At 33.8% G+C, this 24814-nt stretch carries 21 protein-coding genes; 9 read left to right on the forward strand and 12 right to left on the reverse strand.

Annotated elements, in window-relative coordinates; translation table 11 throughout:
- Positions 1–61: 61 nt before the first annotated feature.
- The 5 genes from EB819_RS00135 to EB819_RS12805 all read left to right on the forward strand — a co-directional run bounded on the left by EB819_RS00135 (position 62) and on the right by EB819_RS12805 (position 4273).
- Positions 62–1111: a hypothetical protein gene (locus EB819_RS00135; RefSeq protein WP_069798837.1), complete on the forward strand. Its 1050-nt coding sequence runs from the start codon at positions 62–64 to the stop codon at positions 1109–1111.
- A 38-nt stretch (positions 1112–1149) separates the two neighbouring features.
- Positions 1150–1704, forward strand: a complete 555-nt coding sequence (gene ruvC, locus EB819_RS00140; protein ID WP_069798835.1) for a crossover junction endodeoxyribonuclease RuvC — start codon at positions 1150–1152, stop codon at positions 1702–1704.
- A 207-nt stretch (positions 1705–1911) separates the two neighbouring features.
- The gene (locus tag EB819_RS00145) at positions 1912–2952 is read left to right on the forward strand and encodes a DUF4407 domain-containing protein (RefSeq protein ID WP_124878774.1); all 1041 of its coding nucleotides are present in this window, start codon (positions 1912–1914) and stop codon (positions 2950–2952) included.
- Positions 2953–3035: 83 nt separating this feature from the next.
- Complete coding sequence (locus tag EB819_RS00150; protein ID WP_245993172.1) at positions 3036–3905, forward strand: MFS transporter; 870 nt, start codon at positions 3036–3038, stop codon at positions 3903–3905.
- Entirely contained in the window at positions 3890–4273 is a 384-nt protein-coding gene (locus EB819_RS12805) for an MFS transporter (RefSeq protein ID WP_245993259.1), read from the forward strand. The genes EB819_RS00150 and EB819_RS12805 overlap by 16 nt, the downstream gene beginning before the upstream one ends.
- 50 nt (positions 4274–4323) lie before the next feature.
- Here the strand turns inward: EB819_RS12805 and guaB are convergent, their stop codons facing one another.
- From guaB to tsf, 4 genes are all read right to left on the reverse strand, one after another.
- Positions 4324–5784: an IMP dehydrogenase gene (guaB, locus tag EB819_RS00155; RefSeq protein ID WP_069798834.1), complete on the reverse strand. Its 1461-nt coding sequence runs from the start codon at positions 5782–5784 to the stop codon at positions 4324–4326.
- 99 nt (positions 5785–5883) lie between these two features.
- A complete protein-coding gene (locus tag EB819_RS00160; protein WP_074650983.1) occupies positions 5884–10056 on the reverse strand; it encodes an FIDD domain-containing protein in 4173 nt (1390 codons plus the stop codon).
- A 47-nt stretch (positions 10057–10103) separates the two neighbouring features.
- On the reverse strand, positions 10104–13133 hold the full coding sequence (locus EB819_RS00165; RefSeq protein ID WP_069798830.1) for an FIDD domain-containing protein: 3030 nt from the start codon (positions 13131–13133) through the stop codon (positions 10104–10106).
- 108 nt (positions 13134–13241) lie between these two features.
- Positions 13242–14066: a translation elongation factor Ts gene (gene tsf / locus EB819_RS00170; protein WP_069798828.1), complete on the reverse strand. Its 825-nt coding sequence runs from the start codon at positions 14064–14066 to the stop codon at positions 13242–13244.
- Positions 14067–14188: 122 nt separating this feature from the next.
- Here tsf and EB819_RS00175 point away from each other — a divergent pair, with 122 nt between their 5' ends.
- The 3 genes from EB819_RS00175 to EB819_RS00180 all read left to right on the forward strand — a co-directional run bounded on the left by EB819_RS00175 (position 14189) and on the right by EB819_RS00180 (position 16132).
- On the forward strand, positions 14189–14764 hold the full coding sequence (locus tag EB819_RS00175; protein WP_069798826.1) for a DUF6759 domain-containing protein: 576 nt from the start codon (positions 14189–14191) through the stop codon (positions 14762–14764).
- Positions 14765–14831: 67 nt separating this feature from the next.
- Positions 14832–15266, forward strand: coding sequence for a transposase (locus EB819_RS12790; protein ID WP_069798844.1), 435 nt, complete (start codon positions 14832–14834; stop codon positions 15264–15266).
- Between the two features lie 14 nt (positions 15267–15280).
- Complete coding sequence (locus EB819_RS00180; protein WP_069798824.1) at positions 15281–16132, forward strand: IS3 family transposase; 852 nt, start codon at positions 15281–15283, stop codon at positions 16130–16132.
- A 61-nt stretch (positions 16133–16193) separates the two neighbouring features.
- On the opposite strand, the gene EB819_RS00185 is transcribed toward EB819_RS00180, so the two are convergent.
- Both EB819_RS00185 and gltX read right to left on the reverse strand, forming a co-directional pair.
- The gene (locus EB819_RS00185; RefSeq protein WP_069798823.1) at positions 16194–17150 is read right to left on the reverse strand and encodes an acetyl-CoA carboxylase carboxyltransferase subunit alpha; all 957 of its coding nucleotides are present in this window, start codon (positions 17148–17150) and stop codon (positions 16194–16196) included.
- Between the two features lie 52 nt (positions 17151–17202).
- Positions 17203–18714, reverse strand: a complete 1512-nt coding sequence (gene gltX / locus EB819_RS00190) for a glutamate--tRNA ligase (RefSeq protein ID WP_069798821.1) — start codon at positions 18712–18714, stop codon at positions 17203–17205.
- Between the two features lie 110 nt (positions 18715–18824).
- Here gltX and EB819_RS00195 point away from each other — a divergent pair, with 110 nt between their 5' ends.
- Positions 18825–19169 carry a phosphomannose isomerase type II C-terminal cupin domain gene (locus tag EB819_RS00195; RefSeq protein ID WP_069798819.1) on the forward strand — a complete coding sequence of 115 codons (345 nt, stop codon included), beginning with the start codon at positions 18825–18827 and terminating at the stop codon, positions 19167–19169.
- A gap of 46 nt (positions 19170–19215) precedes the next feature.
- On the opposite strand, the gene EB819_RS00200 is transcribed toward EB819_RS00195, so the two are convergent.
- The 6 genes from EB819_RS00200 to EB819_RS00225 form a co-directional block, all read right to left on the reverse strand.
- Positions 19216–20570 (reverse strand): IS3 family transposase gene (locus EB819_RS00200; RefSeq protein ID WP_124878624.1). Its coding sequence is split into 2 segments (ribosomal slippage): positions 19216–20096 and positions 20096–20570, totalling 1356 coding nucleotides; the frame shifts between segments, so codons are not numbered across the junction.
- 61 nt (positions 20571–20631) lie between these two features.
- On the reverse strand, positions 20632–21870 hold the full coding sequence (rocD, locus tag EB819_RS00205; RefSeq protein WP_069797837.1) for an ornithine--oxo-acid transaminase: 1239 nt from the start codon (positions 21868–21870) through the stop codon (positions 20632–20634).
- A 103-nt stretch (positions 21871–21973) separates the two neighbouring features.
- Positions 21974–23332, reverse strand: a complete 1359-nt coding sequence (accC, locus tag EB819_RS00210) for an acetyl-CoA carboxylase biotin carboxylase subunit (protein ID WP_069797839.1) — start codon at positions 23330–23332, stop codon at positions 21974–21976.
- A gap of 96 nt (positions 23333–23428) precedes the next feature.
- The gene (accB, locus tag EB819_RS00215; RefSeq protein WP_069797842.1) at positions 23429–23908 is read right to left on the reverse strand and encodes an acetyl-CoA carboxylase biotin carboxyl carrier protein; all 480 of its coding nucleotides are present in this window, start codon (positions 23906–23908) and stop codon (positions 23429–23431) included.
- Between the two features lie 116 nt (positions 23909–24024).
- Positions 24025–24225 carry a 50S ribosomal protein L32 gene (rpmF, locus tag EB819_RS00220; protein WP_069797844.1) on the reverse strand — a complete coding sequence of 67 codons (201 nt, stop codon included), beginning with the start codon at positions 24223–24225 and terminating at the stop codon, positions 24025–24027.
- Between the two features lie 31 nt (positions 24226–24256).
- Positions 24257–24781 (reverse strand): YceD family protein, encoded by a 525-nt coding sequence (locus EB819_RS00225; protein WP_069797846.1) that lies wholly within the window; start codon positions 24779–24781, stop codon positions 24257–24259.
- Positions 24782–24814: the final 33 nt, after the last annotated feature.

Below are 24814 nucleotides of genomic sequence, written 5' to 3' on the forward strand. Positions count from 1 at the left end.
TTGAGGTTAAAGAAAAGCCCTGCAAAAGATTTTGTATCTTTGAAAAGACAAATTCAGGAGGATGAAAGACGTAAAAATAGAATTCAGAAAACCAATGTATCCCGTAAATCCAGAATTGATGGATTATTTGGAAAAAAATCATCGACTTACCAATATCAGATTTTATTATGATGATTTATTGCGTTTTTCAGATTATATGCCTGTTCATGATAAAGAAGGCAAGGACACACTTTGGCTCAATGTGTATTACCCAGAATTTGAACACGCCGAAATCGAAGCCAATCTCAATAAAATTTACACGCTTTTACATTCTGATGGTGATGTAGATGTACTTCCTTTTTTGAAAGTTGATTCTATTCATTTTTGTACGTTTGGGAATTCTAAACCGTTCAGAATTAGAGTAAGAAATATTCTGAATGATAATTACACCAATTTTTACATTAAAAAAGCAGATGCTTCTAGAATTTACGGACTGGAACTAGAAGAAATTTTGTCTCCAAATCGTATTAATTTCCTTTTGTACAAAGACACTTTAATTGAGGAACATATTTTAGGAATTCCTGGAGATGTCTTTATAGAAAAGCATTTAGACCTTTGTTCACCTCAAGAAAAAGCTCAAATTGCCAAAGAATTTGTGAAATTTAACGAAAGATGTCTCATCGGTTTACTCGGAGATATGCGTTCTTACAATTACGTGGTGATTCCTGCACATGATTTTGACCAAGTGGTGTATAGAATTCGTCCGATTGATTTTGACCAACAGTGCTACGAAGGAAATCTCAAAATTTATCTGCCTCAATATTTCAAAGAAAATAAAAAAATGGTAGAAATGGTTTATGATAGACTTAAACCCAATTCCATAGAACAATACCGAAAAGAAGTTCGTTCTGCCATTGCAAAACGCGCCAGTACAGACGGAAGGTTGCCTCATTTGTTAGAAATTATGAAAAGAGATGAGATTTCTAAACCAGAACATGTAGAAGAATTGAAAGCAGGTTTGCATAAACTTACTTATAGCATTCAGTTCAAAAAATGTCAATCTATGGGCGAAATTCTAGAATCTGGACTCAATTTCGTGATTAGAAATTATAATAATTCTAACGTGAGATAGCTTTATTTCTAAAGAAAAAAAATCTCTACATTTGCCCTATGCAAGCCGAAAAAATCATTTTGGGAATTGACCCGGGAACTTCTGTAATGGGTTTCGGGATTATCTCTGTATATAAAGGAAAAATGAAACTCATTGCCATTGATGAATTGGTAATGAAAAAAGAACCCAATCATGAAACGAAACTCAAAAGGATTTTTGACAAAACTTTAGCCTTGATTGATGAATTTCATCCAGACGAAGTTGCGCTAGAAGCTCCATTTTTCGGGAAAAACGTTCAATCTATGCTCAAATTAGGAAGAGCGCAAGGTGTAGCAATGGCAGCAAGTCTTCATCGTGATATTCCCATCACCGAATATTCTCCAAAAAAAGTGAAAATGGCAATCACAGGAAACGGAAACGCTAGCAAAGAACAGGTGGCAGGAATGCTGCAAAATCTTCTTGCGATGAAAGAATTTCCTACCAAATATCTTGATGCTTCTGATGGTTTAGCAGTGGCGGTTTGTCATAGCTTCAATCTAGGAAAGCCTGAAAATGATAAAAATTACACTGGTTGGGCAAGTTTTTTGAAACAAAATCCTGATAGAATTAAGTAATTTTCAGTGTTCTAAATCTTGTAAAATTAAATTTTAGTTTGCTGTAATTCAATAATTTAAAATTGTAAAATGATTTTACAAGTATTTTACTGTGTAAAACCTAATACTATTCGTAACATTGTTGCGTTATTATTCGACCAATCAAAAAATATTCCTATGGAAAATAAAACGCAAACTCCAGATAAAAATATTCCTACCAAAAACGGTATGTATCACCAAATGAACGGATTTCAGAAATTTCTGATGATGTGTTCTGGTTCTAATATTCATATTTTACAAAAATCGCCCAGCGAATGGAATAAATATGCAGGAATTGGCGGAATTGTACTTTTCACTGCCGTTTTTGCTACACTTTCTGCAAGTTATGCCATGTTTACGGTTTTCGAAGATGTTTGGATTTCGGCTGGATTTGGGATTTTATGGGGACTCATGATTTTTAATCTCGATAGATATATTGTTTCTTCCATCAAAAAAACTGGGAGTTTTTGGAATCAGTTTTTCATGGCGGTTCCGCGTTTGATTTTGGCAACTTTTCTTGGAATTGTGATTTCAAAACCTTTGGAATTGAAAATTTTTGAAAAAGAAGTCAATAAACAGTTGAATACTATCATCCAAAGAAATAAAACGGAATTGCAGAAAACCATGAATGGTAGAATTTTGCAACAATCTGGTCCTTTTGCAGAAGAAAAACAAAAAATTCAGAAACAAATTGCCACATATCAAGCTTCTTATGATTCTGCTGCGGTGGAATTAGAAAAAGAAATTCTAGGAACAAAAACGGGTTTAACTTCAGGAAAAGTAGGCTTCGGAACGAATGCTAAAAGAAAATCTGAATTAAAAGAACAGCGCAGAAAAGATTTAGAAAACTACCAAAAACAAATGGAGCCGAGATTGAAATATTTGGATTCTCAAATTTCTGGAGTATATCAAAATCTACAAACCGAAAAGAAAAATTCTGAACAAGCAGAAAATAAATTTGATGGTTTTGCTGCGAGATTACAAGCGCTTTCTGAATTAGGAGATGCTAATTCTATTATGGCTCTTGCGTCATTTTTCATTATGATGATGTTTATTACGCTAGAAATTTCGCCTGTTTTGGTAAAATTGATTTCCTCTGTTGGACCTTATGATTATCTTCTCGACAAAACCGAAAACGATTACCGACTGTATTCTAAAGAAAAAATAGAAAAAGGAAATGCCGCTACAGATTTTAGAATAGAGGATTTTAAAAATAATCTTGGAAAATAAAATTTCGAAAACCTGCGATAATTCAGCCGCATAAAATTTCTGGAAGTTTTTTCAAGTGATAATTTTGCATCGTCAAATTATATATGAAAAGTGCTATGCAGAATTCGGGAAAAAGATGGTTTATTGCCGTGATGGCGACCTTAGTACATCTGTGTTTAGGAACAGTTTACGCGTGGAGTTTTTTCCAGAAAACCGTCTCCGAAACTTTTGGTTGGAGCAATTCAGAAACAGCTTGGGCATTTAGTTTAGCCATTTTTATGTTGGGGGTGACTGCAAGTTGGGGCGGACAAAATTTACAGAAATTTGGGCCTAGAAAATTAGCGTTAATAGGAGCATTTCTCTACGCTTTCGGTTATATTATTTCCTATTTCGCTTTACAAAACGAAAGTTTGTGGTTGCTGTATTTCGGGTATGGAATTGTGGGCGGAATTGGTTTAGGTTTGGCTTATGTAACACCAGTTGCTACGGTCTCTAAATGGTTTCCAGACAAACAAGGCTTGATTACTGGAATGGTGGTAATGGGATTTGGATTGGGCGCTTTACTCATGTCAAAACTTCTCGCACCGATTTTTTTAGAATATTTTGAAAAAGATTTAGCCAAAACTTTCCTTGCAATTGGGATTACTCTTTTGGTTCTTCTTCCGTTTTTTGCCAATTTTTTGAACTTGCCAACAGAAGAAAAATCGACAGAAATTTCAGCTGAAAAATTAAGTGCTACCAAAGAGATTCTCTCTCTCAACTTTATTTTCATTTGGTTGATTTTCATGTTTAATGTAGTTGCAGGAATGATTTTTATATCGTTTCAATCACCTTTATTACAAGACTTATTGAAAGCCGAAAACGTAAATATAGACACCGCAACGCTAGAAAAAAGTGGAGCCACGTTAATTGCAATTAGTGCATTGTTCAATGGGTTAGGAAGATTTTTCTGGGAAGTATTTCAGATAAATTAGGAAGAGTAACCACTTTCAGATTATTACTTTTGATAGAAATGGGCGTTTTTGCTTCATTGATTTTTATTAAATCACCCATTTTATTTTCTGTAGGAGTTTGTTTGATTTTACTGAATTATGGAGGAGGTTTCGGGGTTTTACCATCTTTAATTAAAGATTTTTTTGGAACAAAACTGATGCCGATAGTTTACGGAGCAGCACTTACAGCTTGGGGAGTTGGTGGAATTTTAGGTCCACAAATCACCGCTTACATGAAAGACCATTTCTCTGAAGATGCAGGATTATATGCCTATAAAGTAGCTTTGGTTTTAATAGCTTTGGGAATTGGATTATCGTTTTTTGTGAAAAATAAAAAAGAAGCACAATAAAAAAATCTCTCAAAATTTTTGAGAGATTTCTATTTTAAAGTTTCTAAGAATTATAGTGAATAATTCGGAGCTTCTTGCGTAATAATTACATCGTGAGGATGAGATTCTTTAAGACCAGAACCTGTAATCATTACCATTTTTCCGTCTTTTTGTAAAGTTTCAATATCTTTTGTTCCGCAATAACCCATTCCTGCTCTTATTCCGCCAGTTAATTGGAAGATTACGTCTTCTAATTTTCCTTTGTATGGAACTCTTCCTTCGATTCCTTCTGGAACAAATTTTTTAGCTTCACTTTGGAAATATCTTTCTTTTCCACCACGTTTCATGGCAGAAAGACTTCCCATTCCTTGATAAGATTTGAATTTTCTACCTTGGAAAATAATTTCTTCACCTGGTGCTTCTTCAGTTCCTGCTAAAAGTGAGCCGAGCATTACTGCACCAGCTCCAGAAGCGATGGCTTTTACAATATCACCAGAAAGTTTAATTCCACCATCTGCAATTACGGCTACATTATATTCTTTAGCTTTTTCGTAAACATTATAAATCGCCGAAAGTTGAGGGACACCAACTCCAGCTACAACTCTTGTTGTACAGATAGAGCCAGGACCTACTCCTACTTTTAGAACATTTGCGCCAGCTTTGATTAAAGCTTCAGCTGCATCTGCTGTTACGATGTTTCCGCCTACAATATCTAAATCTGGGAAAGCATTTCTAATTTCTGTAATTTTATCAAGAACACCTTTAGAATGACCATGCGCAGAATCTACTGCGATAATATCTACACCAGCTTCTACTAATGCAGCAACTCTAGTCATCGTGTCATCTCCTACACCAACTCCAGCTCCTACGATTAATCTTCCGTTTTGGTCTTTATTGGCTTGAGGATATTCTAATTGATTATCGATATCTTTTATGGTAATTAATCCTACTAAATGATTTTCTGAATCTACAATCGGAAGTTTTTCTATTCTGTTTTTAAGCAAAATTTCTTTGGCTTGCTCTAAGTTGGTAGATTTATCAGAAGTGATAAGATTTTCTTTGGTCATCAATTCTTCTACTTTTGCAGAAAGATTTTCTTGATATTTTACATCACGATTGGTGATGATTCCAATTAATTTATTGTCTGTATCTACTACTGGAAGTCCAGAAATTTTATATTTCGCCATAAGTTCCTTAGCTTCGGCTAAAGTATGATCTTTAGAAAGCGTAACAGGATCAGCAATCATTCCGTTTTCTGAACGTTTTACACGGTTTACTTGTGCAGCTTGTTCTGGAATAGGCATATTTTTATGAATAAAACCTAAACCTCCAACTCTGGCAATAGCAATCGCCAAATCTGCTTCTGTAACTGTATCCATCGCTGCGGAAACGATAGGGACATTGAGCGTGATTTTGTCTGAAATTCTAGATTTAAGAGAAACTTGATTGGGTAAAACTTCTGAGTAAGAAGGGATAAGAAGCACATCATCGAAAGTGATGGCGGTTTCTACGATTTTGTTGTGAATAGACATCTTTACTTTCTTTGCAAAATTAAACGTTTTTTTTTAATCATGAAAATTAAATTTTCTTAATAAAAAAGCTTCCTAAATTTTAGGAAGCTTTGTATCGTATTAATTTCGGTTTTTTACAATAATCCAGTTTTTATAAGTAATCTTAGTGTTGGTATCAGGTTCTGTCCATTCTAAAACATACCAATATGTTCCCGTGATGATACTTCTTCCGTTTTCTGTTCCATTCCAAATGTAATTGGATTGTTTTTCACTAGAGTACACTTTTTTCCCAAATCTATCAAAAATAGAAATTTTCACGTCTTTTTTCACTCGTAAATCTGAGTAATCTAAGACGTCATTTATTCCATCACCATTTGGAGTAATGGCATTGATAATATTAATAATGGTAAATTCATATTCAACAGGTGTACAGACATATGCATCTCTTACGTAGACTTTTTGTATACCATATCTCAGATTATAAAACATGTTCGAGGTTTGCCAATTGATTTGGTCTAAAGAATATTCATAAGGTGCAGTTCCTCCTGAAACATTTACGGTAATGCTGTTTCCTTGTTCTATCACGCTGTCAATTACAGGGTCTACTGCTTCTGAAATCGTAAAAGATTGCTTGTAAACACAACCATTTGTAGAAGTAAGTTCTACAGAATGCGTTCCTACTCCATAAGTAGCGGTTTGTAATGTAGCACCTTCAGTTCCGTTGCTCCACTTGTAATAGGTGAAACCAGTACCAGCGTCTACAACAGTAGTTGTATTCTTACAAATTGTTTTATTTTGAAGAGTAGTAGAAGCTTTTGGTGTTTTTATATTTACGGTAATTTTCGCCCAATTCGGACAAGAATTTACTTTTTCGAATCTTAAGAAATAAGTTCCTGTTGAAGTAATATTTTGTGTGCTCGAAATAGGATTGATATTATTTTTCGCATCATTTTCAGAGTTGAAATAAGTGATGGAAACGCTATTGTCTGTGGTAAAGAAAGATTCAAATGTTTTAAGATTCACAGATTTTATAGCATCTAAATCATCGTCACAAACCTCTTGAGAAAGAGTAGAAGTTAAGACCGTTACTCTATTCCCAAATTTAAAATCTAGAGGATAAATCTGAGCAGGACAATAATCAGATTCTACCCTTATAAAAATAGTAGTGTCTGTAGAAAATGACCAAGAAGTATTTAAAACATTAGTGCTTCCAGCATTTGCATCGGTAATATTTGTATAATATTTAACTCGATAGATTCCTGGATTGAGAAGAATTGCAGAAGTGACATTGTTGAGATTTACTTCGATGGTTCCATCTAAATTTTGGTCACAAATGGTAGTATTAAATTTAGAAATATCTACAATGGCTTTTGGAGATTCTACAACTTTTACATTTTGAGTAAAAGTACACGAATTTGGAGAAGTCAGCACTACTGAATAATCTCCTTTTCCTACAGTAATTGTTTGAGTTCTGGCTCCATTGCTCCAAAGATAAGAAGTAAAGCCAATTCCTGCATCTAAAGTTGTGGTGCTTCCTTCGCAGACAGTGACTTGAGCTGGAAGTGTGGTGGATGTATTGGGTTGCCCGAAATTAAGCGTAAGAGCAGCAATGTTATCACAAATTCCAGATTTTTTAATTCTTACATAGAAAGTAGTAGTTGAGGTTAAATTCTGTGAAGCAGAAATAGGATTCTGTTCTAAATCTGCATCATTTTTGGTGAGATAAAATTGATGAGTATAGCTTGTTTCTGAGGTAAGTTGAGGTAAATAAGTCGCTAAATTTACCGCTTCTGTATTGTTAAAATCTCCATCACAAATTTGAGAAGTAGCGTCTGTAACTGAAAGTTTGTTTCCAATTTTAAAATCCAAAAAGCCAGTTGCATTGGTACAGCCATTTCTAGAAGCTACTAAAATGTAAATTCGGGTTGGTGTAGTATAAGTCCAATTTTTTGGTAACGCAGGGAAATTAAATCCAGGGTTGTCAAAATAATAAATGTCAAAATCTGCTGAATTATTTACAATGGTTTTAGAAATTTCATCAAAATCAGGTTCGTAAAGTCCGTCAAAATCAGTATCGCATAAAGTAGAATCAAATTTTAGTGTATCAATATTTGGAATAGGATAAAAATTCAAATTTATCTCTGCCATTTCTGTACAACCATAGCTGTTTGTCACTTTTGCATAAATCGTTTTTGGGATAGAGTTATAGCTGGTGAAATTGGCAATAGGATTAGAGAACGTTTTCGTTGCGGCATCATAATTTTCAAAATATTCTACCTTGGTAATGTTGGTGTCATTAGAAACTTTGGCTTGTGTAAGGTCAAAATCCCCTGTTTTATCGGGTTTAATACAAGCAAGCGCTTCACCAGTGATGGTTTTTAATCTATTGACAATAATATTTACTGGTACAAATTCTGTATCTGGATAATTAGGGTCTGTGCCAGAAAAAGAATAGGTAAAAGTATCTGAAATTACAGTAGTATCCGTTAAAGTATAAGTTATTTCGCCTGTAGTAGCATCTATAGTAGCGGTTCCGTAAGATGGGGCTTTTGTAATTTTTATAGAGCTAATATCTATAGTTTGGGTAGATGTAGAAAATTTAGGAGTGATTTTATAGGTAGGAGCACAGTCGCTTACTTCTATCACTAATGTTGTTTTAAAAGGACATCTTTGAAATTTAAAAATAGGAGAGTCTAGGCTTCCACAACTGGCTTTGGTAATTTTTACGTAGTAATCTCCACTTTCTGTAGGAGTGATGATGTAGGTATTTGCTCCAGGTCCTGTATAAGGATTACCGTTATAATACCATTGATAACCATCATAAGTATTATCTACTTCTAATGTTACATTTCCTTTTTCGCAATCGCCTCCTTTGGAAATAATGGGAACGGAATTGAATCCTGCGAAATAACCACCGTAACCTACTGCACCATTACCAGCAGCAATTCCCGCAGTAACAGATCTAGTAGATTTTATAGTAACATTTCCCGAAACATTGGGAACTACATAAGTTTCCCAAGCAGAGTTTCCACTTAACGCAAATGGTCCATAACTGGAGTTAATTGGAGTTCCGTTGATAGAAACAGTTGCTCCTTTTTCGGTAATAATATTGAGTTTTGTGTTATAATAATTTTCAAAATAAGAGCGATATGGCATTTCACTTACAAAACCTATTTCATCAATATTACTCGGAAGATAACAACTTAGTGCTGGAATAAAATTGAAACCGCCCGTCGCAAATTCTGGAGTTCCATCGGCTCCATCAGTTCCTGCTAAAAACTGATATACATAAATGGGTTTGGTAGATTTAATATACAAGTTATAAATGTTGCCACTAGGATTATAAAAATTTCCTCTTATGAAATAAAATTGTCCTTTGCTAAGAGTAGTAATAGGTGTATTAGCTCCATTTACGTAAACTTCAGTGTTGTCTTCTGTGGCAATAACAAGAGATTTTTCTGTGTAACCATTGGTTAATCCATTGGCAGTACCATTACCTTTTAGCACTACATATTCTGTTCCTAATCTGTCTGTAGGTGCAGATTGGTCCATTAAAATATCATAATTCGCTTTATTTTCTGCAAGGCTAAGGAAATTTCCATTGGTCACCGAAACTGGTTTGTCAGCTGACAAGTTTGCACCAATAAGGCCATCTAAATTTGGGATTCCATCAGAAACACGAGTTTCAAAAATATAAGATTCACCTTTATTAAGGATGATGGTTTTTTCGTCATCAGTAGTTCCGTCTGAAAAGATAACATCTTTATTGTAACCACTAAGTTTTATCGTAGTATTGTTTTCTGTAGCGATTACACTCGCTATAGCATTTAAACCATTTCTATTAGCTGCATTATTAGGATTGTATTGTTCTCCCATTCCTATATAGAAGTTTTTTCCTAATGCAGATTTACCTTTAGAAGTGAGAATTTCGGCATGGTTAAAGACAGAAAATCTTAGATTGGCAAAGAATTTTTTTTCTCCTACTAGATGTAAACCTAGAGTAGCTTTTGCATTGATTTCTGTATTATCACTGGTGATAATATACTCTCTGGGAATAGAAAATTTCTGAGGACTTCCTTTGCTCAGATTGTTTATGGTTCCTATGACGATATTATTGTTGTAAATGTCTACTTTAAAAGGAGTAGTTTCATTAGTGGAAACATAAATATATTGTTGAGCTTCAGAACCATTAGATGCATCTGCCATTGGTGCAAACCAATGTTCTGTATCAAATTGAGCGAAACTTTTCGTGATAAAAAATAAGAATAGTAAAAAAGTAAATAATTTCTTCATTTGTTAAAAAAAACTTAACAAATGTAATGTTTTTTTTCGGGAGAATTTTAATTTCTATTTTTTAGAAGAATCCAACCTTTGTTATTTATTTTAATGCCAGTATCAGGCTCTGTCCATTCTAGAATGTACCAATATGAACTACTAGGAAGAGGTCTTCCGTTTTCTGTTCCGTCCCAAATGAAGCTGGTAGAATTTTCATTGCTGAAAATTTTCTTTCCAAAACGGTCAAAAATAAGAATTTTCACCTCTTTTTTCACTCGTAAATCTGAGTAATCTAGGAAGTCATTTAATCCATCACCATTTGGAGTAATGGCGTTAAGTAGCTTAATGATGGAGAATTCATATTCTTTAACGGTACATTTTTTACTGTCTCTTACGTATACTTTCTGAACGCCTCTCTTGAGATTGTAAAAAATATTAGAAGTCTGCCAATTGATTTGGTCTAAAGAATATTCATAAGGCGCAGTTCCACCCGAAACATTTACGGTAATGCTGTTTCCTTGTTCTATCACGCTGTCGATACTAGGTTCAGATGCAGCGATGATTTTCACATTTTGTCTATAAATACAACCGTTTGATTCTAAATCAATATAATATTCCCCAATTCCTTTGGTAACCGTTTGAGAAGTTTCACCAGTGCTCCATTTATAACTATCAAAGCCAGTTCCTGCATCTAAAGTATACGTTGCATTTTTACAAATTTCTACATTTTGAAGAGTAGTCGAAGCTTTTGGTGTTTTAATATTTACCGTAATTTTCGCCCAATTCGGACAAGAATTTGACTTTTCGAATCTTAAGAAATAAGTTCCGGTTGAAGTAATATTTTGTGTACTCGAAATAGGATTGACATTATTTTTCGCATCATTTTCAGAGTTGAAATAAGTGATGGAAACGCTATTGTCTGTGGTAAAGAAAGACTCAAATGTTTTAAGATTTACAGATTTTATAGCATCTAAATCATCGTCACAAACCTCTTGAGAATTAGTAGAAGTTAACAAATTCACTCTATTCCCAAATTTGAAATCCATTGGATAAATCTGGGCAGGACAATAATCAGATTCTACCCTTGCAAAAATAGTAGTGTCTGTAGAAAATGACCAAGAATTGTTTAAAATATTCGCGTTTCCAGCATTTGCATCGGTTATATTTGTGTAATATTTAACTCGATAGATTCCAGGATTGAGAAGAATTGCAGCAGTAACATTGTTGAGATTGACTTCGATAGTTCCATCTAAATTTTGGTCACAAATGGTAGTATTAAATTTAGAAATATCTACAATTGCTTTGGGAGATTCTACAACTTTTACATTTTGAGTAAACGTACACGAATTTGGAGAAGTCAGCACTACAGAATAATCTCCTTTTCCTACAGTGATGGTTTGAGTTGTGGCTCCATTGCTCCAAAGATAAGAAGTAAAGCCAATTCCTGCATCTAAAGTTGTAATGCTTCCTTCGCAGACGGTAACTTGTGCTGGAAGTGTAGTAGATGTCTTGGGTTGCCCGAAATTAAGCGTAAGAGCAGCGATGTTATCACAAATTCCAGATTTTTTGATTCTTACATAGAAAGTAGTAGTTGCGGTTAAATTCTGTGAAGAAGCAACAGGATTTTGTTCTAAATCTGCATCATTTTTGGTAAGATAAAATAGGTGTGTATATCCAGTTTCTGAGGTTAGTTGAGGTAGATAAGTCGCTAAATTTACCGCTTCTGTATTGTTAAAATCGCCATCACAAATCGTGGTAGAATAATTAGTCACTGAAATTTTATTCCCGAATTTGAATTCAATAGGTTGAATTTCTGGAGCACAAACACCATTTTCTACTCTTACATAAATGGTAGTGTCTGTATTGTAAGACCAATTATTGGGCAAAGTATTGGCATTTCCAAGAGTAGCATCTGTTAAATTTTGATAATATTTTACTACAAATTCTGGTTTGTAATTGGTAATAATAGTAGCATTTAAGTCATCTAATTTAATGGGGATATTTCCGTCAAAATTAGTATCGCAATTCGTGAAAGTTTTTGGGGTTACTTTAGCTTTTTCAATGTATTCTATTGTTATAGAGCCTTTTAAATTACAGCTAGAAGATGAAATATTCACTTCATATCTGCCTTCCGAAGTTACAGTATAAATTGCAGAAGTTTCTCCAGTTAATATATTTCCGTTTTGATACCATTGATAAGTTGCGCCAGAAACAGTAGCATCTAAAGTTAAAGTACTTCCTTCACAAAGCGGATTATTGGTTGAAATCAATCTGTCTGGTCCTAAATCTTTACTGCCAACAAAACTTCCTGCTTTTAAAATCACCCCAGAATCGTATAAGCCGTTTCCTTGATCTGCAATCACGAGTTTTATGTGATATTTAGTACCGGGAATTACGTCTGTTTCTGCGGTTAGAATAGCAGTTTGTCCGTTAAAACTTGTGGGACTTCCATTGGGATTGTAATGTCCAAAATATTGTGAATTGCTTTCTTGGCATCTTCCACCTGGTCCTCTTACCGTTTCAGAAGTGATAGGGGTGTTGGTGTTAGGAACTAGAGCTAAATTTTTATAATTGGAGTCTGTAGTTTTTTTAATTAAAAATGCAAATCCATCTGTATAACCGCAAGTTCCAGGATCACCTTGTCTTAAATACTGTTCCGAAAGAAACATGTAATCAAAACTAATTTTATTGGTATTCGGAATAAAATCAAATTCCAAAATAGTAGCATTGGTAGTATTAGAAATTCCTGCAGCAGTTTCTAAATCATTGTCTCCATTCCATCCAGAATTATTTCCAAAACTTTGAATTCCTGTAAATGAACCAGGAGAATTGGCAGCATCTCCAGAAGTAAGAAGAATTCCTTCGTTTATTTCGAATCCAGAACTATTGGCATTTACATATCCATAACTTTTTATTCCGCCAGAATTGTAACCGGTTACTGAAACATTAGATACAGATAAACAAGTGTTATTGGTGCCAATAAGCTTATCCACTAAGTCATTTGCAGTAAAAGAAGTGTTTACATTAATGTATTGAGCATTAATGAACGTGATGAATAGTAATAATATGAAACTAAGATTCTTAGATGAATTCATTTTTTATAAATGGACAGCAAATTTACTTTATTATTATCAAAAAATGCATAAAAAAACTCTGTAAGAATTTCTTACAGAGTTTTTTATGAGTTAAGTATTTAAAAAGAATTAAGAAAGAGCAACTCTCTTGAATCCTGTTACTTTTAAATCTCCGTTTACAGATTTTACGAAATCAGCTACAGACATACCTCCATCTTTAATGAAAGCTTGGTGTACTAAAGTGTTTTCTTTGTAGAATTTCTGCATTTTTCCTTTAAGGATATTGTCAATAATGTTTGCAGGTTTTCCTTCTTTAGTTAAGATATCTCTTTCGATTTCTAATTCTCTGTCAATAACTTCTTGAGAAACTTGAGTTTCGTCTAAAGCGATTGGGTTCATAGCAGCAACTTGCATTGCTACAGATTTAGCAGCATCTTCTGCACCTTCTACATTAGCAGAAAGAGAAGTAAGAGTAGCGATTTTATTACCAGCGTGGATGTAAGAACCTACGAAATCACCTGCTAATTTTTCAAAAGCACCGATTTCAATTTTCTCACCGATTACTCCTGTTTGTTCAATTAATTTTTCAGCAACTGAAATACCATTATAGTCAGAAGCTAAGAAATCTTCTTTAGAGTCAAAATTAAGCGCTCTTTCAGCGAAATCATGAGCTAATTTTACGAAGCTTTCGTTTTTAGCAACGAAGTCAGTTTCGCAGTTTAATGCGATTACAACACCTGCAGTGTGGTCAGCATTTACTTTAGCAATTACAGCTCCTTCTGTAGATTCTCTATCTGCTCTGTTAGCAGCTACTTTTTGTCCTTTTTTTCTAAGGATTTCAATAGCTTTTTCGAAATCTCCTTCAGCTTCTGTAAGCGCTTTTTTGCAGTCCATCATACCTGCACCTGTTGTGTTTCTAAGTTTAGCTACGTCTGCAGCAACTGGTGTATACATAATTGAAATTTTTTGTTTATTATTGTGGTATAAATTTTGATTTGCAAAGATATGAAATTTCGTGTAAACTAAAAATAGGGTTTTTGCGTTATATTTCTAAAAATAATTGATAATAAACTGAAATGAAAAACAAAGTTTTACTTCTTATTTTGCTAGTCTTTTCCACCTTTTTGTTTTCGCAAACTTCTCAGGAATTAGACAAAGCGATGCTGAGTAAAGACCCTAATGTGATTGCAGAATTTATTAAAAAGTATCCTGATAATAAAAACACTCCTTTTCTTCAAAGAAAGTTAAACGGTATGACTGGGAGTGGAAATGCAGCCGCTAAACCGAGTATACAACCGCTGAATACCGAGAAATTAGAAAAACAGGTAGAAAAAAGTGAGGCGAAAGGAGAACCAGATGCTAAAGCAAAACGTACTGCCGAAGTTCTTACGCATTTATTTAATAATGACCCCAATAAAAAAGATGCTTACGTTTTGATTAGAAATAAATCAGAATGTAACCTCATTGTAAAGTTCGAAGGAAAAAAATTCTATAATCTAGATGTTCCTAAAATGGGTGAAAATTATATTCTGGTGCAGAAAGGAACGTACAGAATTACCACGATGATTTGTAATGCGCAATACGCATCGGTAAAAAACATAACACAAGATTTAGAAATCAACTTGAATGCAGCAAAAAAAGTCAGAAAATAATTTCTGACTTTTTTATTTCAAATATTTGTCTAGTCCTGAAATAACGATACACAAAAAAAACATCGTTATGAAAGAACAACAAGAAATGCTTTATATAAAGCGAACACAGAAAGATTACAGTTTAAGTTTAAAACTTCAAATCGTGAAAGATATCGAAGAAGGAAAACTAGGAATTACCGCTTGCAAGAAAAAGTACGGTATCCAATCACGCTCTACAGTAGTGAGTTGGTTAAGAAAATATGGTAACTTTGATTGGGAAAACCAAACACCAACCAATATGTCTAAAACACCAGAACAACGCATCATGGAGTTAGAAGCTGAAGTAAAACTGCTTCAAAAACAGAAAGCATTTTTAGAAAAACAGGCGTATGTTGCAGATAAAAAGGCCATCATTTTTGATATGATGATAAACCTTGCAGAAAAAGAGTATCAAATTGATATCAGAAAAAACTTACCACCCGAACAATCAATGACTTCCGCAGAGAAGAAAAAGAAACCCTAATTTTTACCTGTGGATTGTTTGGTTGGAATAGACAAGTCTATTATAGAAGTACAAAGCGTAGTAAAGCCTGTAGGAATAAAGCAGAACAAGTGGTGGATTTAGTGGAAGATATCCGAATAAAGATGCCAAAACTTGGCGGAAGGAAACTGTATTTTTTATTAAGCGAACCTTTAAAAGAGCTAAAAATTGGAAGGGATAAATTTTTTAATATTTTACGGGCCAACCATTTATTAATAATACCCAAAAGGAGTTACCACGTTACCACGAACTCCCATCATCGCTTTAGAAAGCATAAAAATTTAGTGTCAGATTATCAAGTTACAAAACCTGACCAAGTTTGGGTAGCCGACATTACCTACATCGGAAATAGGAAAAAGCCAAGTTATTTGAGCTTGATAACTGATGCTTATTCCAAGAAAATTGTAGGGCATCATGTTTCTGAAAACTTAGCGACAGAAGGAAGTTTACTGGCATTAAAGAAGGCTGTCAACCATACTAATTTGAAAGAAAAATCAATAATTCATCATTCTGACAGAGGATTGCAATATTGCAGTGATGAATATCAGAAAATTTTAGAAAAAAATAACATTAGCTGTAGTATGACACAAAACTCTGACCCTTATGAAAATGCAGTTGCAGAAAGAATAAACGGAATTTTAAAACAAGAATTTGATATTGATAAATTTGATGTCGAAACAAAAATCAAAAGAAAAATAGTAGACGAATCCATTAAAATTTATAATGAATTAAGGCCTCATTTTTCTAATCATTATCTTACTCCGAACCAAATGCACAAACAAGAAAAATTAAAAATCAAAACCTATAAAAACAAAAACCAAAGCAAAAACGTTTTTACTTTGGTTTAATTATTTATTTTTGTCCTATAATATGTATCGGTTTTTTAGGACTAGTCAATTTTAAGAAAAATTAACCTACAAATCTACCCATTGCAATAAATTTCTCTTGTCTGTGATTTACTAATTCATCACCAGTGAAATTTTTGAGAGATTTAATATTGGTTAAAATATTTTTCTTCACATTATTATATGCAACTTGTGGATCATAATGAGCTCCACCAAGTGGTTCTTCTATAATACCATCGATGATTTTTTCTTTCAGCATATCTTGTGGAGTAAGTTTTAATGCATTGGCAGCAGTTTCTTTGTGCTCCCAGCTTCTCCATAAAATAGAAGAGCAACTTTCTGGAGCAATTACAGAATACCAAGTGTTTTCTAGCATGTATACCTTATTTCCTACACCAATTCCTAAAGCACCACCAGAAGCACCTTCTCCAATGATAATGGTGATAATAGGCGTTTTCATTTGGCACATTTCATAGATGTTTCTAGCAATGGCTTCACCTTGACCTCTTTCTTCGGCTTCTAAACCAGGATAAGCTCCAGGAGTATCAATGAAAGTAATCACAGGAATTCTGAATTTTTCTGCCAATTTCATTAATCTTAACGCTTTTCTGTAACCTTCAGGGTTACTCATCCCGAATCTTCTGTGCTGTCTTTCCTTTGTAGTTCTTCCTTTTTGAGTTCCGATAATCATTACACTTTGACCGTCTATTTTTGCAAGACCACCTACCATTGCAGGATCATCAGCAAAATTTCTATCACCGTGTAATTCTACAAAACTATCTTTGTCTACAATTCCATTAATAAAATCTAATGTGTAGGGTCTGTCTGGATGACGTGATAGTTGAACTCTTTGCCAAGGCGTAAGATTTCCGTAGATTTCTTTCTTTTTTTCGATGATTTTGTCTTCAATTTGGCTGCAAGCCAATTTCATATCTACACCGCTTTCTTCACCAACTAAAGAACAAGTTTGGTATTGTTCCATTAACTCCTTAATTGGTAATTCAAAATCTAAATATTCCATTTTTGTTTAGAATTAATCCTCCAAATGTAGTAAAATTTCTTGTTTGAAAGAATTATTTTATTTTTTCTATGGCTAATTTTAGCCTTGTTAAACTTTCTTCTTTGCCCAAAATTTCTAATAAATCTGGCACGTCTGGTCCTTTTAATTCCCCTACTAGAGCGAGTCTAAGTGGCATCATAACTTTCCCAAAACCTAAACCTTTTTCTTCTACTAAATGATGAATTTCTTCCTTCAAAATTTCGGATTTAAATTCTGTAGTGTTTAATTTTTCAGAAAGTTCTGTCATGATGGAAGCTGTTTCTTCGTTCCAAGCTTTTTTTACCGCTTTTTCATCGTAAGAAGAAGGTGCTTCAAAGAAAAATTTTCCTTGAGTATAAATATCTTTCACGAAAGTGGCTCTTTCTTTCATTAAACCAATGATTTTTAACAAAGTTTCGTCTGAAAGATTGATGTGTTTGGTTTCTTCTAAATTTTTAAAACTTTCTAAAAGCTTTTCATTAGACTGTTTTTGAAGATATTGATGATTAAACCAATCTGCTTTTTCTTTAGAAAATCTTGCGCCCGCTTTGTGAACTTTATGCAAATCAAATTCTGCAGCCATTTCTTCTAGACTTAGGATTTCCTTGTCATCTGAAGGCGACCAGCCCAAAAGTGCCAAGAAATTTACAAAAGCTTCTGGCAAATAACCTTCTTCTTTGTAACCTTTATATGTTTCGCCAGTTGCTTCGTCATAAAAATTCATTGGAAAAACTGGGAATCCAAATTTTGCACCGTCTCTTTTGCTTAATTTTCCTTTTCCTTCTGGTTTTAGAATTAGAGAAAGGTGGGCAAATTCTGGAGCAGTCCAACCCATTGCTTCATATAATAAGACGTGTAAAGGCATTGAAGGAAGCCATTCTTCACCTCGAATGACGTGGGTGATTTCCATTTCGTGGTCGTCTATAATATTGGCGAAATGATAAGTTGGCATTCCATCATTTTTAACCAAAACTTTATCGTCTAGAGTATTGGTGTTTACAGAAGATTTTCCTCTGATGATGTCTTCTAGATTTACAATTCTATCAATCGGCATTTTAAATCTTACTACATAAGGAACGTTCTGATTGATGAGTTCCTGAGTTTCTTGTTCAGAAAGTGTAAGACTATTTCTCATACTGTTTCTGGTGAAATTATTGTATGAAAAAACTTCGCCTTTTGCTTCGTATTCTGCTCTTACTTTTTCTAGTTCTTCTGTAGTGTCAAAAGCAATGTACGCATAATCTGTTTTCAGAATTTCAGCGGTGTATTTGTCGTAAATATCTCTTCTTTCTGATTGTCTATAAGGTCCGTATTTTCCTCCGTGAATAGGGGATTCATCAGGAATTATGCCGCACCATTCTAGAGCTTTCATAATGTATTCTTCTGCACCTTCTACATATCTTGCTGTATCTGTATCTTCTATTCTTAGCACGAAATCTCCGCCTTGATTTTTAGCAAAAAGATAATCATATAACGCTGTTCTTACTCCACCTAAATGTAAAGGTCCGGTTGGACTTGGTGCAAAACGCACTCTTACTTTGCTCATTTTTTAGAATTTTTAAGTTGCAAATTTACGATTTTTATAGTTTTCTGATTATTATACAGCACCTAAAATTTTTATTTCTTAATTTTGCATTCTAATTTAAATTTAAAAGTATGCTAGAAATTGGAGAAAGACCTTGGGGAAAATATTTTGTATTGCAAGATGAGCCTAATTTTAAATTAAAACGAATAGAAGTTTTGCCTAATCAAAGACTTTCTTATCAGTACCATCATCATCGTCAAGAATTTTGGACAATCGTAGAAGGAGAGGCGGTAGTAGTATTAGATGGGGAAGAAAATTTCTTACAATATGGGCAGAGTATTTTTATTCCTCAAGGAGCTAAACATAGAATAGAGAATCGCAGTGATAAAGTTTTGGTTTTTGTAGAAGTACAAACTGGAACTTATTTTGGAGAAGATGATATCGTAAGAATACAAGACGATTACGAAAGAAATTAAAATAGAAAATCCCGAAAATAGACTGCACCCAAAAGTTTAGACAAAATTAAACAATATTCTCAAAGGAAAGAGTTCGGTACTGTACCGGACTCTTTCCTTTGAGATTGAGTCTTATTCTATCATTGTTGTAATAGTGAATGTACTTCACTATTTCGATCTTAAGTTCCTGAATGGAACCAAACTTTCTGGTATAAAACATTTCTGATTTTATCGTTCCAAAAAAGTTTTCTATCACCGCATTGTCCAAACAGTTTCCTTTTCGGGACATACTTTGAATAATACCTTTTTCTTTTAACAAGTTTTGGTAATGTTTCATTTGATATTGCCAACCTTGATCAGAATGTAGAATGATGTTCTGTGTAGATTTTACTTTTCTGAATGATTTCTTTAGCATTCTGATGATTTGGCTAAACACAGGTCTTTCAGATAAGTCAAAACTGACAATTTCACCATTAAATAAATCGATGATTGGAGATAGGTAAAGTTTATTACCCGATACATTAAACTCTGTAACATCGGTTGCCCATTTCTGATTAGGAGCGTCCGATTTGAAATTCCTCTGTAGAACATTGGGCGCAATTTTCCCTTGCTCTCCCTTGTAAGATTTATATTTCTTCACTCGGATAATACTCTTTAAACCTAATATTTTCATAAGTCGTAAAACAGTTTTGTGATTAATCAAAATTCCTTTTTCTTTCAAAAGCAAAGTAATTCTTCTATAGCCCAACCTTCCTTTGTGACGATGATAAATCTGCTTAATCATTTCTTTTATTTCCGCATATTTATCTTTCATTTGAAAGCGTTTTTGATAGTAATAAAAACTGCTTCTTGCCATCGATGTACAATGCAGTAGTACTGCTAAATCAAAGTCCTGCCTTAACTCTTCGATGGCTTTGGATTTTTCCTTTCCTGAATTAAGGCGTCTAACTTTTTTAAAATGGCGTTCTGGGCTTCTAAATAATAAATCCTCTCCAACAGTTCTTCCTCCCTTGTTAAGGGCTTGCCTGTTTTCTTTTTTTTTCGCTTGTAATTACTCATGGTTTTAGGTCTTCCTTTGGGTCTGTTTTCTAAACCTAAAATACCATTTTTTTTGTAATTACGCTGCCAACTAAGAATACTGGACTCCGCAGGAATATTAAACCTTCTCGACGCTTCTTTTAAACTTAAATTCTCTTTCTCAATTACTGATAAAATCTTTAATTTAAAATCTTTTGTGTAATGCGTATTGGAAAGCCGAACAAGTCCTGAAACTCCATAAAGTTCATAAAATTTTATCCATTTACGAACCAATGAACCACAAACTCCAATGCGTTTTCCTAAATCGTCTGTTCCAATATCCCCTTTGTGATATCTCTTTATAGCTTTTAATTTAAAGTCTAATGAATATTTACTTTTTCCCATAAAAAATACCCCTAAAAAGTGTCTAACTTTTTGGGGGCAGTCCAAATGCTCGGGATTTTTTTTATTTTTTATAATTCAAGATTACTTTTTCTATAATGGCTACACATTCTAACAGTTGTTCTTTGGTAATTACCAATGGTGGGGCTAGTCTTATAATATTGCCATGAGTAGGTTTGGCTAATAAACCATTTTCGGCAAATTGCATACAAAGATTCCATGCAGTAGGTGATTCAGGAGTGTCATTCACCAAAATAGCATTCAATAAGCCTTTTCCTCTTACGTGATAAATCAAATCTGTTTTTGAAATGATTTTTTGAATTTCTGCACGGAAAAATTTTCCTAATTCTTCTGCTCTTTCTGATAATTTTTCTTCTTCTACTACATCCAGGGCAGCTACTGCAACTGCGCAAGCTAATGGATTCCCTCCAAAAGTAGAACCATGCTGACCAGGATGGATAACTTGCATAATGTTATCATTTGCCAAAACAGCAGAAACTGGATACATTCCTCCAGAAAGTGCTTTTCCTAAAATAAGAATATCTGGTTGTACATTTTCATGGTGACAAGCGATTAATTTTCCTGTTCTAGCAATACCCGTTTGAACTTCGTCAGCAATGAAAAGAACATTATGTTTTTTACACAATTCTGAAGCATTTTTTAAATATCCTTCATCTGGAACATAAACACCAGCTTCTCCTTGAATAGGCTCTACTAAAAATGCAGCGATGTGTTGTGCTTCATCTTCTAAAACCTTGGCTAATGCTTCAATATCGTTATACGGAATTCTTAAAAATCCGGGTGTAAATGGTCCGTAATTATTGTGTGCATCTTTGTCATTAGAAAAAGAAACAATCGTGGTAGTTCTTCCGTGGAAGTTATTTTCACAAACGATGATTTTAGCATAACCATCTTTAATTCCTTTAACTTCGTAACTCCATTTTCTTGCAAGTTTAATGGCAGTTTCTACGGCTTCTGCACCAGAATTCATCGGGAGAACTTTGTCAAATCCGAAAAGCGAAGTGATTTTTTTCTCGTATTCTCCTAAGTTTGAATTGTAGAACGCTCTAGAGGTAAGAGAAAGTTTCTGAGCTTGTTCTGTAAGTGCTTTTACAATTTTGGGGTGAGAATGTCCTTGATTTACTGCAGAATATGCTGATAGAAAATCAAAATATTGTTTCCCTTCTACATCCCAAACATATACACCTTCTCCTTTTTCTAATACAACAGGAAGCGGATGATAGTTGTGAGCACCATGTTTATCTTCTAAATCTATATAATATTGAGCGTTTTTTGTAGACATAAATGTATTATTGAATTTTTACAAATTTACATTTTAATTTTAGAATTTTTCAAAAAAAAAAGTTGCCTTTTTCAAGACAACTTTTTCATTTATTTAAAACATTTTAAATAATGTTTTCGTAAGATTTATCCATTACAAAATCTTCCATAAATTTAGTGGTGTAGTTTCCTGCAAGATAATCAGGATGTTCCATCAATTGTCTATGGAATGGGATTGTGGTTTTAATACCTTCAATATAGAATTCTTCTAATGCACGTTTCATTTTTGCAATTGCTTCTTCTCTAGTCTGTGCTGTAGTGATGATTTTAGCAATCATAGAGTCGTAGTTAGAAGGAATGGTATATCCTTTGTAAACGTGAGTGTCTACTCTTACTCCGTGACCTCCAGGAATATTCAATTCAGTGATTTTTCCAGGACTTGGACGGAAGTCATTAAAAGGATCTTCTGCATTAATTCTACATTCTATAGAGTGTAATTTTGGATAGTAATTTTTGCCAGAAATTGGTTGGCCAGCAGCTAATAAAATTTGCTCTCTAATCAAGTCAAAATCTACTACTTGTTCAGTAATAGGGTGCTCTACTTGAATTCTGGTATTCATTTCCATGAAATAGAAATTTCTATGTTTGTCTACTAAGAATTCTATAGTTCCTACACCTTCATAACCAATATATTCTGCAGCTTTTACAGCAGCTTCTCCCATTTTTTCTCTCAATTCTTCGGTCATGAATGGAGATGGAGTTTCTTCAGTTAATTTTTGGTTTCTTCTCTGAACAGAGCAATCTCTTTCTGAAAGGTGACAAGCATTGCCATATTGGTCTCCAGCAATTTGAATTTCGATATGTCTTGGTTCTTCAATAAGTTTTTCCATATACATACCTCCATTTCCGAAAGCTGCAGTAGCTTCTTGTACAGCAGAATCCCATAAATCTCTTAGATTTTCTGCTTTCCAAACAGCACGCATTCCTTTTCCACCACCACCAGCTGTAGCTTTAATCATTACAGGATAGCCAATTTCTTCGGCTAATTTAGCAGCGGTTTCATAGTTAGGAACTAAGCCATCAGAACCAGGAACGCAAGGAACACCAGCTTCCTTCATGGTAGATTTAGCCGTAGCTTTGTCTCCCATTTTTTCTATTTGCTCTGGAGTAGCACCAATGAATTTTATTCCATTTTTCTCACAAATTCTTGAGAAATTTGCATTCTCTGATAAGAATCCGTAACCAGGATGGATAGCATCAGCATTGGTAATTTCTGCAGCAGCAATGATATTAGAAATTTTAAGATAAGAATCTTTACTTACAGGTGGTCCTATACAAACAGCTTCGTCTGCAAATCTCACATGCAAGCTGTCTTTGTCTGCAGTAGAGTAAACTGCTACCGTTTTGATTCCCATCTCTTTACAAGTACGAAGAATCCTCATAGCAATCTCTCCACGATTGGCAATTAATATTTTTTTGAACATCTTTTTAGAAATTTTAAATTTTAAATTTTTGAATTTTAAATTATTTTAAAATGAAAAAGATTCACTTAAAATCTATAATTTATAATTTAAAATTACTTATGATGGGTCTACTAAGAATAACGGTTGGTCATATTCTACAGGAGAAGCGTCATCTACTAAAATTTTAACAATTTTACCAGAAACTTCTGCTTCAATCTGGTTGAATAATTTCATTGCTTCGATTACACAAACTACTGTGTCATTTTTCACTTCACTACCTACATTTACGAATACATCTTTGTCTGGAGATGGTTTTCTGTAGAAAGTACCAATCATAGGAGACTTGATGGTGATGTATTTGCTGTCATCAGAAGTTGATTCAGTTTTTGTTTCGGCAGCAGGTGCAGCAGCAGGAGCGGCAACTGGTGCAGCAGCAGGAGCTTGATAAGCTACAGGTTGAGGTACATAACTTACTGCTTCACAACCAGCAAGTGGAGTTTTTATGTTGATTTCGAAATCTTTTGTTTTGTATTTCACTTCAGAAACACCAGCTTTTGCTACGAATCTTATAAGATTTAATAATTCTTTAGAGTCCATATATATAATTTTTTACGGCTTCAAATATAGTAATAAAACAACAAAAAACCATTCAATTTTTCATAAAAAGAGAATGGTTTTTTTATCGAAAAGAAAAAAGCTACGCTTTTTCTTAATTAGTCTTCAGTAGTTTCTACTTGTTTCTCTAATACTACTTTTCCTCTGTAGTATAGTTTTCCTTCATGCCAATGTGCTCTGTGATACAAGTGTAATTCACCTGTAGTTGCATCTTTTGCTAATTGAGGAACCACAGCTTTGTAGTGAGTTCTTCTTTTATCTCTTCTAGTAGATGACTGTCTTCTTTTAGGATGTGCCATTTTGTAATTCTTTAAACTTTATGTAAGATTTCTATTTTTTGTCTTTTAATTTTTTCAAAGCTTCCCAACGAGGATCTATTTCGTGGGTTTCTTCTTCTTCAATTTCTTTGGGACTGAATTTTTCGATGAGTTCAAAATCTTCTTCTTTTACATTAGGAGAGATTTTTTTCATAGGAATAGATAATATTACTGCTTCGTAACTTGCCTGAGAAATGTTAAAAGCACTATCTCCTTGTGGGATGGTAATTACTTCTTCATTACTATCATCATATTCTTCTCCGAATTTTACCAAGAATTTTATTTCGTTTTCTATAGGATGAGTAAATGTTTCGCTGGTGATGTCACAAACTAAATTTACTGTTCCGTGGATTTTAATCAGGAAATCTAAAAATGTAGAGTGCTTTTCTAATAGTACATCTACGTCTATTTTAGCGCCTGAAAACTCTTGTTCAGTCTCGAATAAATCAAAGAACGCTTGTTCTACTTCAAATTTAAATTCGTGCTTTCCAGTCTTAAGCCCTGAAAATGCTACGTCATAATTTCTAAATTTGTCCATAAAAAATGGTGTGCAAAAATAAGTTAATTTTTT

Origin of the sequence: Cloacibacterium normanense (genome assembly GCF_003860565.1) — a bacterium.
Taxonomy (GTDB): Bacteria; Bacteroidota; Bacteroidia; order Flavobacteriales; family Weeksellaceae; genus Cloacibacterium; species Cloacibacterium normanense.